The organism is Cryobacterium sp. Hz7, assembly GCF_004402815.1.
Classification (GTDB): domain Bacteria; phylum Actinomycetota; class Actinomycetes; order Actinomycetales; family Microbacteriaceae; genus Cryobacterium; species Cryobacterium sandaracinum.
This window is the reverse complement of record NZ_SOFB01000026.1, coordinates 71,102-85,274: the sequence shown is the minus strand read 5'-3', so window position 1 is coordinate 85,274 and position 14,173 is coordinate 71,102. Positions and strand designations below refer to the sequence as shown.

13 protein-coding genes are annotated in these 14,173 nt (G+C 65.6%); 5 read left to right on the top strand and 8 right to left on the bottom strand.

What is annotated here, in order from left to right; translation table 11 throughout:
• Nucleotides 1–116: 116 nt before the first annotated feature.
• Entirely contained in the window at nt 117–200 is an 84-nt protein-coding gene (locus E3N86_RS17810) for a topoisomerase DNA-binding C4 zinc finger domain-containing protein (RefSeq protein WP_104171472.1), read from the bottom strand.
• 40 nt (nt 201–240) lie between these two features.
• On the opposite strand from E3N86_RS17810, the gene alr reads away from it, so the two are divergent.
• Nucleotides 241–1,407 carry an alanine racemase gene (gene alr, locus E3N86_RS06330; RefSeq protein WP_241985964.1) on the top strand — a complete coding sequence of 389 codons (1,167 nt, stop codon included), beginning with the start codon at nt 241–243 and terminating at the stop codon, nt 1,405–1,407.
• 20 nt (nt 1,408–1,427) lie between these two features.
• Here the strand turns inward: alr and E3N86_RS06325 are convergent, their stop codons facing one another.
• On the bottom strand, nt 1,428–2,636 hold the full coding sequence (locus tag E3N86_RS06325) for a CdaR family transcriptional regulator (protein ID WP_134374091.1): 1,209 nt from the start codon (nt 2,634–2,636) through the stop codon (nt 1,428–1,430).
• A gap of 296 nt (nt 2,637–2,932) precedes the next feature.
• On the opposite strand from E3N86_RS06325, the gene ald reads away from it, so the two are divergent.
• Both ald and cycA read left to right on the top strand, forming a co-directional pair.
• Nucleotides 2,933–4,069 carry an alanine dehydrogenase gene (gene ald / locus E3N86_RS06320; protein WP_134342789.1) on the top strand — a complete coding sequence of 379 codons (1,137 nt, stop codon included), beginning with the start codon at nt 2,933–2,935 and terminating at the stop codon, nt 4,067–4,069.
• Between the two features lie 127 nt (nt 4,070–4,196).
• Nucleotides 4,197–5,663: a D-serine/D-alanine/glycine transporter gene (cycA, locus tag E3N86_RS06315; protein ID WP_104099488.1), complete on the top strand. Its 1,467-nt coding sequence runs from the start codon at nt 4,197–4,199 to the stop codon at nt 5,661–5,663.
• Between the two features lie 49 nt (nt 5,664–5,712).
• On the opposite strand, the gene E3N86_RS06310 is transcribed toward cycA, so the two are convergent.
• From E3N86_RS06310 to E3N86_RS06300, 3 genes are all read right to left on the bottom strand, one after another.
• Nucleotides 5,713–6,105, bottom strand: coding sequence for a hypothetical protein (locus E3N86_RS06310; RefSeq protein ID WP_134511579.1), 393 nt, complete (start codon nt 6,103–6,105; stop codon nt 5,713–5,715).
• A 315-nt stretch (nt 6,106–6,420) separates the two neighbouring features.
• On the bottom strand, nt 6,421–6,873 hold the full coding sequence (locus tag E3N86_RS06305; RefSeq protein ID WP_104099486.1) for a hypothetical protein: 453 nt from the start codon (nt 6,871–6,873) through the stop codon (nt 6,421–6,423).
• Between the two features lie 369 nt (nt 6,874–7,242).
• On the bottom strand, nt 7,243–7,716 hold the full coding sequence (locus E3N86_RS06300; protein WP_134511578.1) for a hypothetical protein: 474 nt from the start codon (nt 7,714–7,716) through the stop codon (nt 7,243–7,245).
• A gap of 409 nt (nt 7,717–8,125) precedes the next feature.
• Here E3N86_RS06300 and E3N86_RS06295 point away from each other — a divergent pair, with 409 nt between their 5' ends.
• Nucleotides 8,126–8,917, top strand: a complete 792-nt coding sequence (locus E3N86_RS06295; protein ID WP_134511577.1) for an N-formylglutamate amidohydrolase — start codon at nt 8,126–8,128, stop codon at nt 8,915–8,917.
• Nucleotides 8,918–9,104: 187 nt separating this feature from the next.
• Here E3N86_RS06295 and E3N86_RS06290 read toward each other — a convergent pair whose 3' ends face one another.
• The gene (locus tag E3N86_RS06290) at nt 9,105–10,406 is read right to left on the bottom strand and encodes an HNH endonuclease signature motif containing protein (protein ID WP_166785033.1); all 1,302 of its coding nucleotides are present in this window, start codon (nt 10,404–10,406) and stop codon (nt 9,105–9,107) included.
• A gap of 319 nt (nt 10,407–10,725) precedes the next feature.
• Here E3N86_RS06290 and E3N86_RS06285 point away from each other — a divergent pair, with 319 nt between their 5' ends.
• Complete coding sequence (locus E3N86_RS06285; protein ID WP_134342784.1) at nt 10,726–11,388, top strand: hypothetical protein; 663 nt, start codon at nt 10,726–10,728, stop codon at nt 11,386–11,388.
• A 750-nt stretch (nt 11,389–12,138) separates the two neighbouring features.
• On the opposite strand, the gene nagA is transcribed toward E3N86_RS06285, so the two are convergent.
• Complete coding sequence (gene nagA / locus E3N86_RS06280) at nt 12,139–13,293, bottom strand: N-acetylglucosamine-6-phosphate deacetylase (RefSeq protein WP_241980797.1); 1,155 nt, start codon at nt 13,291–13,293, stop codon at nt 12,139–12,141.
• Between the two features lie 67 nt (nt 13,294–13,360).
• Nucleotides 13,361–14,146 (bottom strand): glucosamine-6-phosphate deaminase, encoded by a 786-nt coding sequence (gene nagB / locus E3N86_RS06275; protein ID WP_104099480.1) that lies wholly within the window; start codon nt 14,144–14,146, stop codon nt 13,361–13,363.
• Between the last annotated feature and the right edge of the window lie 27 nt (nt 14,147–14,173).

Below are 14,173 nucleotides of genomic sequence, written 5' to 3'. Positions count from 1 at the left end.
CTAATGCGGGGACAGCGGGGTTGACGCGTACAGTGCGAACGCTAGGCCGCCCCCAGCTGATTGGATACCGGGATGGCGCCCCGGTTGAGGTCATTTACGACCCGTCACGGGCGCGCTCAGGTCAGCGCAAGCGTGCTCTTGCACCGCGGATACCTGCGGCATCCCAGGAACGGCCCGCGCTCGCCGGTGCGCTCAGCCATGAACGCAGGGCCGCACCACCCGAGGGTTAGGCTGCAACGTGTGATATCAGCAGCCGTGCCCACCGTCACCGAACGGCTGCCGGAGCGCGCAGCCGTGATCGACCTCGACGCGATCAGACACAACGTTCGCCACCTCGTTGCGCTCGCCGCCCCAGCCCGGCTGATGGCGGTCGTCAAAGCGGACGCCTACGGTCACGGGGTTCTCCCCGTCGCTAGCGCGGCGCTCGAGGCGGGAGCAGAGTGGCTCGGCGTGGCACACATATCGGAGGCACTGGCACTGCGCGCTGCGGCCATCCCGGTGCCGGTACTGGCCTGGCTGAACACCACAGACAGCGACTTCGCCGCGGCAATCGCCGCGGACATTGATCTCGGATGCTCCGGCTGGGAGTTGCCGCTCATCGCCCTGGCCGCGCAGCAGCAGCAAAAAACCGCACGCATTCATCTCAAGATTGACACCGGTCTGGGCCGCAACGGCAGCACCCCCACGGAGTGGGCCGAGCTCGTGGCCCGCGCCCGACAGGCGGAAGCCAGCGGATCTGTGACCGTCGTGGGCATCTTCTCGCACCTCGCGGTGGCCGATGAACCCGACCGCGTCGAGACCGACGAACAGGTTGCGGCATTCACGACGGCCGTTGCAGTGGCGCAGGAGGCGGGGCTGAGCCCGATGGTGCGGCACCTCGCCAACAGCGCCGGCACGCTGTCCCGCCCCGACACGCACTTCGATCTGGTGCGGGCGGGGCTGGCCATCTACGGCCTGTCGCCGTTCGCCAACCAGACCTCGAACGACCTCGGATTGCGCCCGGCGATGACCCTGCGCACGCTCGTATCGGTGTGCAAAGACGTTCCCGCCGGACAGGGCGTCTCCTACGGGCTCGACTACCGCACCACGGCCCCGACGACGCTCGCCCTGATTCCATTGGGCTACGCCGACGGCATTCCGCGCATCGCCACGGGAGGCCCGGTGCGAGTCAACGGCGTGACCTATCCCGTGGTCGGGCGCATCGCCATGGACCAGATGGTCATCGACCTCGGTGAGGCCGCACTCGTGGCCTCCGGCTCGTCGGTGATCGGTGCCGAAGCGGTGCTGTTCGGCCCCGGCGACGACGACGCATCCGTTGACGAGTGGGCGGCGGCCGCCGGCACCATCAATTACGAAGTGGTCACCCGCATCAGTCCCCGCGTTCCCCGCGTCTACCGAAACGTCTAAGACCAATCCGGGCAGGCCCGTCAGAGGCGCGGACGGCCAGCCCAGCGGTCGGCCTTGAGGGCCAGGTGCAGCTCAAGGCGCGCCTGCCCGCCGAGCGGGTCGACGCCCAATGCGGAACGGATGCGTGCCAGCCGGTTGTAAATACTGGTTCGGTGCAAATGCAGGTGCTCTGCGACCTCGGCCACGGACCCGTTCTTGTCGTAGAGCATCTCGAGCACGGGCAGCAGTTCCCCGTTTCGGTCGAGTGCCCGGAGTTCGGAGAAGAGCGCTGACTCAGACGGCAACACGTCTCGACTTGCGACGGCCAGGAATTGGTAGACCCCGGTAGCGCGAAACGATACGAGCGTGCCGAGCTGGGTATCAACCCTGGCCGCTTGCACGGCGCTCCGCGCCTCGGAGTAGGCACCGGGCAGCCGTCGCAGGTCGGTGAAGGGCTCGCTCAGCCCGATCAGGGCGGGTGCAGCCACCTGCCCACCGCGGCGGGACACCTCGAACTCAAACCGCATTCGAACCTCGGACAGGTCGAAGCCGTCAATCTCGTCGTGGAGCAGCAGAACGGCATGCGTTTCGGTGCCGGCCGAGAACAGCACGGTATTGATGCCAAGCGTGGCATAGAGTGCGGCGAGACGGTGCAGCAGGCCGCTCTTGGCGGGGTCGCGCTGCGCGTTGTCACCGCGCTCGAGCAGCGCGGCAAGCCGCCAGGGTCCGCGCCCGTGCACACCAGGCCAACCGTCCACCGCCACGCCGGCATTGCGGTCCCCCAAGCACGCGGCGAGGAATTGGGCCTCGTCGGTGCGCCGCGCTTTAGAATCGGCGCTGGAACGGTTGAGCAGCATCTCTGCGAGGGCGTCCATCTCCGGGCGGATGAGCCGCAGCTCACGCAGAATCACCTCGGGCGTTTGCTCGTCGTCGAGCTGGAGGACCCACAGATACCCCACCCGGAATCCACGTGCCAGCAGCGGCACGCACACGCGGCCCAACATTCCGAGGTCGGCGTTGGCCGGCACGGGAACCGGCTTCACTGCCGAGGCGATACCGTGGCTGAGCTGCCAGGCGCTGACATCGGGCGGAACAACCTTGCTCAGCAGAAAGTTCGTGCGCACTCGGTCGGCCGTGGGTTGATGCGCGCTATACGCGAGCAGCCCGCCGTCGAGGTCTTCAAGCGAGAGAGCCCGGTCAATTCGCGCGGCGATGTTGACCACTGCTTGGTCAATATCGGCCGTTTTCATAGATTCAATCTAACGGAGCAGCGTGGACGTCAGGAGACGATCGACGCACCTGGGCGCTACAGATGTCGAGCCGACTGCGGGGTGTCTGCACGATGAATCCGCCCCTGACCACCGGCCTCGGGAAAGACAAATACCTGTGTAAACGACAATTTTCTGCCTTGTGCACCGCGCGACGGAGTTGCCCTCGGCCTCCGTTGTCCCCATGGCGGAGCCGGGGCGGCTTTTAAATCCGGGTTTATCATTTTAAAGCTGACCAAAGTCGATCAGCAGGCGTCTACAAGAAGCAGGAGTTCCCCATGATCATTGGCGTTCCAACCGAAGTCAAGAACAACGAGTTCCGCGTGGCCATCACCGCCGCCGGAGTGCACGAAGCCAAGATTCACGGCCACACCGTGCTGGTACAGGCCGGCGCGGGAATCGCCTCCGGCTTCGCTGACACCGACTACGAAGCCGCCGGTGCAACCATCGTCAAGACCGCCTTCGAGGTGTGGGCCAGCGCCGACATGATCCTCAAGGTGAAAGAGCCGATCGCGGCCGAGTACTCGTACTTTCGTGAGGGCTTGATCCTCTTCACCTACCTGCACCTCGCCGCCGAGCCCGCCCTCGCCAGCGCCCTGCTCGAGTCCGGCGTGACCGCGATCGCTTACGAGACCGTGCAGAAGGCTGACCGTTCACTGCCGCTGCTTGCCCCGATGAGCGAGGTTGCCGGACGCCTCGCCGTTCAGGTCGGCGCCGCGTCGATGACCCGACCGGGTGGTGGCCCGGGCATGCTGATGGGCGGGGTGCCCGGGGTGCGGGCCGCCAAGGTGACTGTGATCGGTGCCGGCGTCGCTGGCTCCAACGCCGCCGCCATGGCCATCGGGATGGGCGCTGACGTCACCATCCTGGACATCAACATCGACCGCCTGCGCGAACTCGACGCCCAGTACGCCGGACGTCTGAAGACCATCGCCTCGAACGCCTACGAGATCAACCGTTCCGTCACCGAGGCCGACCTCGTGATCGGCTCCGTGCTGATCCCCGGCGCCAAGGCCCCCAAGCTCGTCACCAACGAGCTCGTGTCGCGCATGAAGCGGGGCTCCGTGCTCGTGGACATCGCGGTCGACCAGGGCGGCTGCTTCGAGGGCACACACGCCACAACGCACGAGAACCCCACCTTCCCCGTGCACGGTTCGATCTTCTACTGCGTCGCCAACATGCCCGGCGCCGTCCCGCAGACGTCGACCCTCGCGCTGACGAACGTGACTCTGCCCTACGCTTTGTCGATTGCCGACCGTGGCGTGCGTGCAGCATTCGAGCGGGACGCCGCCCTTGCCGGTGGCCTGAACATCGCCGCCGGAAAGGTCGCGAACCGCTCGGTCAGCGTCGCCCTCGACCTACCGCTCACGGATTGGACCGACCTCGTCTCAGAGGTCGAGCTCGCGCTGGTCTAGCAGCACTGGTCGCGGATGCCGGGTACGGCCTGATCGGTCGGCCCCGGCATCCGCGACCCACAATTTCTGCAGAGATCGGTGACCCCGACACTGTGCCCATTGCCTGGACTACAAGGAAGTATCTCCGATGTCGCAAGTGAAAACCAGCACGCATCCAGCGCCGAACGCGCAACCACACCTGGCACGATCGCTCTCGAACCGTCATATCCAGCTCATCGCCATCGGCGGTGCGATCGGAACGGGCCTGTTCATGGGCTCGGGGAAGACGATCTCCCTCGCGGGGCCGTCCGTGATCTTCGTCTATATGATCATCGGCTTCATGTTGTTCTTCGTCATGCGGGCCATGGGCGAGTTGCTGCTCTCCAACCTCGAATACAAGTCGTTCAGCGACTTCGCCGGTGACCTGCTCGGGCCGTGGGCCGCCTTCTTCACGAGCTGGACGTACTGGGTGTGCTGGATCGTCACCGCCATCGCCGAGCTGATCGCGATCGCGCTGTATACGAGCTTCTGGTGGCCCGATCTGCCGCTATGGATTCCGGCGCTCGTGGCGGTAACGATTCTGCTCGGCTTCAACCTCACGAGCGTCAAGGCGTTCGGCGAGACCGAGTTCTGGTTCGCGCTGATCAAAATCGTGGCAATTGTCACGCTTATCGTCGTGGGCCTCGTGATGGTGTTCACTCAGTTCCAGTCCCCCAACGGCACCCCGGCGAGTTTCACCAACCTGTGGAATGACGGCGGGATGTTCCCGACCGGCCCGATGGGGTTCATCGCCGGTTTCCAGCTCTCCGTGTTCGCGTTCCTCGGGGTCGAGCTCGTGGGCACCACGGCCGCCGAAGCGCAGCACCCGGAGAAGAACCTTCCCAAAGCAATCAACTCCATTCCCATTCGCATCATGCTGTTCTACGTTCTCGCCTTGATCATGATCATGACGGTCACGCCGTGGCGTGAGGTCCGCGCCGATGTGAGCCCGTTCGTTGCGATGTTCGCCCTCGCAGGGCTCGGCGGGGCCGCGGCCGTGATCAACTTCGTCGTGCTCACGAGCGCGACATCCTCAGCGAACTCCGGTCTGTATTCAACATCCAGAATGCTTTTCGGGCTGTCGGTCGAGGGCACGGCATCGGGGCGGTTCCAACGTCTGACCCGCCACAAGGTGCCGGCCAACGCCCTGCTGTTCTCGTGCATGTTCCTGCTCATATCGGCTGTGCTGCTGTATTCGAGTTCATCGATCATGGCCGTGTTCACCGTGGTGACAACAATGGCGTCGGTGCTGTTCATCTTCGTGTGGACCATCATCGTGGTGAGCTACATCGTGTATCGCAAGCGCCGCCCGGCGCTGCACGCAGCGTCCAAGTTCAAAATGCCCGGCGGCGTGTACATGAGTTATGTCCTGCTCGCGTTCTTCGTATTCCTGATCTGGGCGCTCACCCAGAAGACGGATACGCTGCAGGCGTTGGTCGTGACGCCAGTGTGGTTCATCGGGCTCGGCATCGCCTGGCTCATCATCCGCCGTCGCCCCGAAATGGCCGCTAATCAAGAACTTCACCGGGCGAGTGTCGAGGCCGATCGGGCTTTGGCGCTCACCTTCCGCAACTGAGGGTCGAGACGAGCCGGTCAGTCCGAGGCAGCGCGGTGCTCAGCCGGCGTCACAGGGGAGACATCTGCATGTACTGCAGCCTGTCCGCCTCCAGCCGGGCGTCCCGGAGGAGCCTCACCGTTCGCAGCACGAACCCGATCAGCGCCAGCACAGTGGAGACCGCGACCAGGTAGAGGGAAACCGTGACCATGAGGGCCGGCCTCTCCATTTCCACTCCGGGGTAGCCGGCTCCGAACTGCCACAGGGCGTATCCGGCACCGGCAAGCAGAACCACCAGGCCCAGGCTGCCCAGGAACAGCTTCGGGCCGTCGCCTCGCAGAAGCTGCACGATTCCGTCCAGGAGGAACGACGCCGCGAACGGCAGACACACCGTGCCCATCAGGATCCCGCAGTGCGCCACGACCAGCGCCCCCGTTGCGAGCAACACATTATCCGAACTCACGCTTCAGTCCCCCAACTGATTGGCTTTACTGCAAAGTTCAAGCCTAGGTGGGGGCGCACCGCGAAAGAAGGCTTTGGCCTGCTTTTTTGTCCCCAGTGGGGGTGTTCCGGCAGTAAATATGGATGCCTGCGGCAGGTCTGGAACAGACTCCACACCGATTCGGAGGCTCCTGATTCGCCCTGCCGAAGCCGTGAGGGGTCACAAATCGACCTTCAACCGACTCAGGAAGGTCGATTTGCGACCCCTCACAGCCGTCTTCAGCCACCGTGGCGGTTGGCGCTATCGAAAGTCGGTGACTTTGAGCCGCCGCTAACGTCATGGAGATGCGGCGAACACCTCGTCAAGCGTGACCAATTCGTTCCCGCCGAAGTATTTTTGTACGTCGGCGGGACATTCCACGGCAGCGATAGAAGGGGGCATATAGACATCAACCCGGTCGCCCACGAACTCGACCTCGATGCTGACGCAGACCAACACGTTGGCAACCCTCGAATTGAATCCGCTTCCGGTGGAGCTTTGCCCCGATGCGGCGTAGCTAACCAGCACCTTCGGGTAGGACATTGATCGATCGACTACCGCGCCGAACGCCGCTCCGCGAGCCCAACCGGGTGTCTGTTCATCTGTGTCTTCGCGGATTGTGGCGAACGCCGGCTTGGGCCAGACGTCTCCTGTGGACACCGCATCCAAGTAGCTGTCGAGGTTGTGCCCAATGGCGCTTTCGATGGCCAGGGCGGAGACCTTCTCTATGGTAATCCTGGCCTCAAACATTGCCTCCTCTCGTATATTCGGACGCGAACCTGAGCACGCCGAAAGAGGGAGGATCAGGCACAAAACGAGAGCGGTCTCAACAACCCGTCGTCCTGAATGCCACGGCGCCTTTACGTCACTGTTTAATCGGGTGAGCGTGGAAGGCTGCCTCATCGATGGCGCCTCAATACTCATGGATCCCCCGATTCCCTGGGCCGAATCTAGCGGGCGGGGAACGCTGACTACAGCCCCAGAACGGGAGGGCCGCCCTTACAGAATCGATGACTACTCGAGCGTCAGGAAAACTGTCGCAAGACGCGGCCAATCTCCTGCTGATTCCAACTCCTTCAGAAGCGCGCGCGGTTGCCAGAAATGCTTTGATTCCATGTGCTAAGACCCAATTCCAGCCTGGCTACGCTCTCCGAAGCGCTCCGTGGCCAACTTGATGGCAACGAATAGCGACATCTCGTCGGTCACGGACTGGGGCCCAGCCGCGGCTATGGCATCCTTGAGTCCGGCCCAACGAACCGGTTGACTTCCATCGACGGTCAAATTGCTCGGCGTGAATGTGGACCGATCAAACTCGTCGATCTGCCAGCGGCTCTCCACCCGGAACTCCCACTTATCGAGGTCGAGCGGGTCGTAATCGGCCAAACAGGTCGACGTAACCAAGGCAAAGACGTACACATCGGCGTGAAGTCGCTTCGGCTTCCCACCAATGTCAGTGTGGGCGTTTCCCTTTCGCACTTTCCAACGCGGTTTTGTTTGAGAACGCGGAGCAGACTTATTCCAGGCCTGAACAAGGCCTGAGGTCTTGACCTCGATGCGGGTTCCGCTGAGCGCCAGCACGTCGTACGCGTCCAACTCGACTCGACTCGACTCGAGGGAATTGCGTCTACGGCGAGGCCAACCACGTACTCGGCCAGGTAGCCGCGCAGATTGTTCGTTCGCGCATCTCCCATCCCGAAACGCCAGAAGTCGACCACCTTGGCCTGGGGTCCGTTCCGGAACTCATCGGCTGATTCCAGTTGCCATTTCGCACGAGTCATGCGGCCCCCTCGTTCTGTTCGTTGCTCCAGTCGCAGCCCGAGATGACCCCGCTTGCGCGCCAAGGTAGGCCCAGAACAGGAGTTTGTCTCTGCTCGGAACGTCTCCTGTGATGCATTCCTTTCACCCTAGAGCAGGGGCCACGGAGCATCAGTGACCGAATGTCGGTGGCCCCTGAGATCCTGAACTCCTTCCGACCGGGAGCGCCACGGCCTGGAGGCACCCGATGACCACCCACACCGAAACCGCGCTGTTCCGCCTGATCGACAACTCGGCGACGTCACCCGTGATCCTGCACGCACCGCACGGCGGGCGTGCGATCCCGGCGGAGCACCTGCACTCCTACGTTATCTCACCGGCCGAGTTGGAGGCGGAGAAAGACATCATGACCGACCACTTCACCGACGAACTCGTGGCGGCTATCACCGGCGCGAGCGCGGTCATCAGCGGGCTCTCCCGGTTTGCGGTCGACGTGGAGCGGTTCCCCGACGACACCGAAGAGATGAACGCGGTCGGCATGGGCGTGCTCTACACCCACGGCTCCCGGAGCCAGGAGATCCGGCGGGTGTCCGTCGACGACGAGAAGCTCCTGATGGATTACGTCACCACCTACTCGGCCCGGTTCACCCAACTCGTCGACGCGACACTGGCCGTGCACGGGCGAGCCGTGATCTTCGACGTTCATTCCTACCCGGAGGCCCTGCTGTCGGATGAGCTGCACGGCGGCGGCTACCGGGCACCGCTCTGCGTCGGGTCGGAGCCGTTCCACGCCTCCGTCGACCTTCTGGCCACGGTTGGCGGATGCTTCCCTGACCTCGACGCGCACGCCAATGCGCCGTTCGCGGGCTCGTACGTGCCGCTCAAGCACTACCGCAGCGATGCGCGGGTGAGTTCGGTGATGCTCGAGATTCGCCGGGACGTCTACATGGATGAGGCCACGGTGACTCGCAAGCCGGAGGGGTTCGCGCCGTTGCAGGTTTCGCTGCAGCGGCTGGTCGACCAGGTTCGATGCGGCTAAAACGACGCAGACGGTCACTGCCGGAAACGTACGCGCTCTCCCACGGTCGCGAGCAAACCATCGAGTTGCCACGACGCGCCTTCGTCAATCCCGGGCAAGCCCTGTGGCGAGTAGCGCTTGAAGGTAGCGGTAGTCCAGACACCTGGTAGTGGCGGTCGGGCATCCGTTTGCATCGAAACGGTGCCGGTCAGAACGGGGCCTCATCGGGCAGCGGTGGCCGGGCGGGTCTCGGCGGCCCGGCGCCGGCCCGAGACGCACCCGCGGGTGCACCCGGAGTGGCGATCGGGGTGGCCGGTTCCGTCACGAATGGGCGTCCGGTCGGTGAGTGCCAGGTGAGGATGCCGCCTTGCTCTTGTTTCACCGTCCACCCGGTCTCCGTCTTCAACGCATGGCAGCCCGGACAGAGATGGGCAAGGTTGTCGTGGGCGGTGTGGCCAAGGTCTTGCCATTCATGGGTATGGTCGAGATCGGCGCCGCGCGCGGGCTGGTTGCAACCGGCGAAGCGGCAGGTTTCGTCGCGCAGGCGGAGAAACCGCCGGAGCTCTTTCGTCACCTTGTAGCGTGTGCGGCCGACCGAGAGCACGACCCCGGTTTCGGGATGAACCAGGATGCGCGTGAAGCTCGGTGCTCGCGAGGCCAGGTCGCGGGCCGTGTCGGGGTCAATCGGCCCGTAGCCCTCGAGGTAGCCGGGTTCTTCGCTGTGGCCGAGGAGGGTCATCACCGGGACCGTGATCTGGACCGTGGCACGAATGCCCGTGCCGATTCCCGACGGAGTCACCCCGTCGATCAGCAGATCGGTCATCACGTCGGTGCGCACCTGGGTGAGGGAACGCGGCTCCCCCGGCCCCTGCAGGCTGCGCGCGGCATCGTTCGCCCGGGCGAAGATGGCGTGCACGACGTCGGCGCTCGTGGTCAGGCTCAGCGTCGCCATTCCGTCGGGCTCCGCCTGCACCCAGGAGGTGCGTTCCGCGAAGGACTTCTCCCGCCGGGCGGTGATGGACTCCGGGTGCAGGCGCTCGCGGAGCACGCGGGCCTTGTGCTTGAGCTTGGCCGCCGTCAGAGCGCGCGCGGCCGGCAGCAGCGCCTCCTCGAAATCGGACAGGGCCGCGGCGGGCACCGAGAGGGCCTGCCCGATGATCACCTGGGCGTGCCGGTAGCTGATCTCGCCGGCTTGCAGCGCCGCCCGGGTGCCGGGGAGGTCTTCGGCCAGGGCCCGGGACTCGGCGATCAGACCCTCGGCGGTGGGTGCGGGGATGCGCAAGGTGCAGGCCAGTTCGCTCGAGAATTCGCGCCGGGCGATCTCGTCGGGGTCCCACCGGGAGCTCGTGTTGCGGGGAGCGCTCGCGGCCGTGGCTTCGCTGAACCTGCGGGCGTCATCGATCAGGTCGGCCCGCTGCGCGAAGCCCCGCGCGAGGCTGCGGTCGACGGCGGCTATCGCGTCGAAACGCGAGCCGAGCTGGGCCTGCGAGGTGCTGACTGAGGTGGTCATAGCAGTCACGTTACGGGGTGCCACTGACATTCGACGGCCGTGGCACAGGAGTGTGAATGAGCTGGTCAAAGTGGTTTTGTGGAGGAGTAGTCGGGGGTGTGCGGTGAGGGCCGAGGGGCAGCCGTGGTGGCCATTCGGCAATCCGTTTGCCGACCAGAAGCGGCTTGGCGACACCCCTCGAGGCTTCCGACCGAAGCGATGCTCCTGCGCGTAGGCTCCGGCCAAAGCATTGCATTCGTCCTGACACATGCGATCCCGCGTGTTCTGGACTTCCTGGAATCGTCAATACCGGTGTCACACGAAGTGAACTGGAGCGGAGATGGCTTCTCGCGGAAACGCCAACGAACCGAGGATGTGGGTCGGCGTCGTGCAACCGCCGCAAAGCCGCTGGCCGGGCGTTGTGGGTGGGCTGCTAATCGGCATCCTTACGGCTGTCGCCACGTCCCTGCTGCTCCTTGCGCTCACTCCGCTCTTCAAGAGCGCGCTCGCCGAGGCCGACTGCGATGATCCCCGCGGGCTGCACCTGGTGTCAGGGGTCGGCGCCGAGAGTTCCAGTGCCCTGACGGAATCCGACCCCATTATTGTCGAGCATCCAGCCGCTTTGGCGATCGATGGGGATCTCGGCACGTCGTGGGTGGAGGGCGTTGACGGTCTAGGCAAGAACGAGACGCTAACTCTGACTCTGCCTGGCACACCCGATGTGCAGCTCGTCTGCGTGATCAATGGCTATGCGAAGTCGGAGGCCTTGTTCCTCCGCAATGCCCGGGTGAGGCAGTTCACCGTGAAGACCGACCAGGGCATCCAACCCTCCATGCTTCGTCAGAAGCCGGTCGCCGACTATGCCGCGTATCAAAGCCTGGCAATCCCGAAGGGCAGCACCACAGAGATCGTGCTCACGATCGCCATCGCGGTGGGCGGCGTGGGCGGCGACCGGGCGGCAGACACCTCAATCAGCGAAGTCGAGGTGTGGGCGAGAGACTGACCGCGAGCTTCCCACCTCCCCCAGGTTTGACCGCCGCACATGCTCAATACTGCCCGGGTCCGCGCGGGACCCGACGGGTGCAGACTGGCCGCTGCGACCCTGCCCACGGCATCCGTCACCTCGCCCAGCAGCCGGAAGACAATGTGCCAGCGCTGCCCGTAGAGCACCACGTCGATCGGGTGCCCGGGTGCCAGTTCCACGAGCTGGCCGTCGCCGAGCTCGGTGAGGCATTGTTGCTCGGGCAGCAGCCCCCAACCGAGGCCGAGCGCCACCGCGCGGGCGAAGTCAGCCGAAGTGGGATGTGGTGGCGCGGGACATCCGCGCTCAGTGAACCTTTGTTCAGGAGCCCTCCGCTCAGGAACCCTCTGTTCAGCCTGCGCGAACCAATTCGACGGAGATTTTGCCTGAAACGAACGAAAATGGGCCTCCCAGGCACTTTTTCATGAGAATCTCCGTCGAATTCGTTCGGGGCTTGGCGAAGGAACGGCAGCGGGAGCGGACGGGAGCGGACGGGAGCGGACGGGACCCGGACGGGAGCGGACGGGAGCGGACGGGAGCGGACGGGAGCGGACGGGAGCGGACGGGAGCGGACGGGAGCGGACGGGACCCGGACGGGAGCGGACGGGAGCGGACGGGACCCGGACGGGACCCGGACGGGAGCGGACGGGACCCGGACGAGGACGGGAGCGGGTGGGACCCGGACGGGGGAGGGCGGGCGGGAGCGGGCGGGGCACTGGAGGGGAGCGGGTGCTACTCCGCGCACCACACCCCGGCCTGCATCGTCGCCGTGACGCATAGGCCCGCGTCGAGCACGATCAGGTCGGCGCGAAGGCCGGCGGCGAGCCGACCGCGGTCGAGGAGGCCGATCATGTCGGCCGGGTTCTGGGTGGCCGCCCGCACCGCAACGGCCAGCGGCACTCCGGCGGTGTGCACGGCGTAGCGCACGGCTTCGCTCAGGGTGAGCACGCTGCCGGCGATCGTGCCGTCGGCCAGGCGCGCCACGCCGTCAGCGACGCTCACGTCGAGGCCACCGAGCTTGTAGGCGCCGTCGTCCGCGCCGGCGGCGGCCATGGCATCCGTGACGAAGACGGGCCGCGACGGGCTTTCGATGATGAACCGCACGACGGCCGGGTGCAGGTGCACGCCGTCGGCGATGAGCTCGGCGAAGACGTTCGGGTCTTCAAGAAGGGCGAGAGCCGGGCCGGGCTCACGCTGGTGAATCTGCCGCATCGCGTTGAATACGTGCGTGCCGGCCGTGGCCCCCGCCGCGATCGCCTGCCGCGTCAGGTCGTAGTTCGCGTCGGTGTGCCCGATCGCGGCCACGGCCCCGTGGCCCGCGATCTGCGTCACGGCCGCTAGCCCACCCTTAAGTTCAGGCGCGATGGTGACCATGCGCACGGTGCCTCGCCCCGCCCGCATCAACCGGTCGACGGTCTCAGTATCAGGCTCGCGCAACAAGCTCTCGTCGTGGGCCCCGCGGTGAGCCGGACTCAGCCACGGGCCCTCCAGGTGAATGCCGGCCAGCACTCCCCGTTCGACCAGCCCGGCCAGGGCTGCCACGGTGCGCTCGACTTCGTCGAGGGGACCGGTGACGAGACTGGCCATCATCGTGGTCGTGCCGTGGGCCCGGTGGGTCGCGGTGATCCGCGCCACGGCTGCGTCGGTGTCGGCGTCGTTGAAGCTGCTGCCGCCGCCGCCGTGCGTGTGGATGTCGACGTAGCCGGGCGCCAGGGTGCTCTGCTCGAAGACCTGGTCGGGAGGGCGGGGCGGCTCCCCCGCGCCGCAGGCCACGATCAGCCCCGCACGGATGTCTACCCACCCCGGCGTGTGCACCGCATCGGGTGCGATCACGGCCCGGGCAGCGAGGAGCATCGAGTCGACCTGGATGGGTGCGGGCGGGGTCATGAGGGTGTCTCCAGGAGTCAGCGAGTTGCAGGGAACGGGGGTCAGGGTCGAGTCAGGGAGTGCTGCGTCAGATCCCCTGCCAGGCGTGCTTGTTGGCCCAGGCGTACTTGTAGTAGGCGAGGTTCTCGAGCCGGGAGGCGGCGGCCTCGTCGACGATGACCGTCACATGCGGGTGCAGCTGGATGACGGATCCCGGCTTGCTCGACGTGATCGGTCCCTCGACGGCGGCGGCGATGGCATCCGCTTTCTCCTCGCCGAAGGCCAGCAGAATGAGGTGCCGAGCCCGCAGAATGGTGCCCAGACCCTGCGTCATGCAGTGGATCGGCACGTCGTCGGGGGATGCGAAGAACCGCGCGTTGTCGACGCGGGTCTTCTCGGCGAGGGTCTTGATTCGCGTGATCGACGCGAACGACGACCCAGGCTCGTTGAACCCGACGTGCCCGGTGCGGCCGATGCCGAGAATCTGCACGTCGATGCCGCCGGCGGCGCGAATGGCTGCCTCGTAGTCGACGCCCGCGGTCTCGATCGTGGCCAGATCGCCGTTCGGCACCTGGATGTTCTCGGGGGTGAGGCCGATCGGCACGACGGCGTCGCGGGTGATCACGGAGCGGTAGCTTTCCGGGTGGTCGGCGGGCAGGCCGACGTATTCGTCCAGTGCGAAGCCGCGCACCCGGGAGACGTCCATCGGGTTCTCCGCCAGGGAGGCGGCGAGCGCCGCATAGACCGAGAGCGGGGTCGAGCCGGTGGCCAGGCCCAACACCGCGTCGGGCTTCTGGGTGATCAGTGCGCGAATGGATGCCGCCGCGAGCGTTCCCGCCGCGGCCTTACTGTCAACAAAAACTACTTCAGCCATTTTTCGTACTCCAGATTCTGGATTGTG

Excerpts from the sequence above, each read along its gene's own strand:
- E3N86_RS17810 (WP_104171472.1), bottom strand. The coding sequence starts at position 200 with ATGGCTGAGCGCACCGGCGAGCGCGGGCCGTTCCTGGGATGCCGCAGG.
- E3N86_RS06325 (WP_134374091.1), bottom strand. The coding sequence starts at position 2,636 with ATGAAAACGGCCGATATTGACCAAGCAGTGGTCAACATCGCCGCGCGA.
- E3N86_RS06290 (WP_166785033.1), bottom strand. The coding sequence starts at position 10,406 with ATGACCACCTCAGTCAGCACCTCGCAGGCCCAGCTCGGCTCGCGTTTC.
- cycA (WP_104099488.1), top strand. The coding sequence starts at position 4,197 with ATGTCGCAAGTGAAAACCAGCACGCATCCAGCGCCGAACGCGCAACCA.
- nagB (WP_104099480.1), bottom strand. The coding sequence starts at position 14,146 with ATGGCTGAAGTAGTTTTTGTTGACAGTAAGGCCGCGGCGGGAACGCTC.
- E3N86_RS06285 (WP_134342784.1), top strand. The coding sequence starts at position 10,726 with ATGGCTTCTCGCGGAAACGCCAACGAACCGAGGATGTGGGTCGGCGTC.
- nagA (WP_241980797.1), bottom strand. The coding sequence starts at position 13,293 with ATGACCCCGCCCGCACCCATCCAGGTCGACTCGATGCTCCTCGCTGCC.
- ald (WP_134342789.1), top strand. The coding sequence starts at position 2,933 with ATGATCATTGGCGTTCCAACCGAAGTCAAGAACAACGAGTTCCGCGTG.
- E3N86_RS06295 (WP_134511577.1), top strand. The coding sequence starts at position 8,126 with ATGACCACCCACACCGAAACCGCGCTGTTCCGCCTGATCGACAACTCG.
- E3N86_RS06305 (WP_104099486.1), bottom strand. The coding sequence starts at position 6,873 with ATGTTTGAGGCCAGGATTACCATAGAGAAGGTCTCCGCCCTGGCCATC.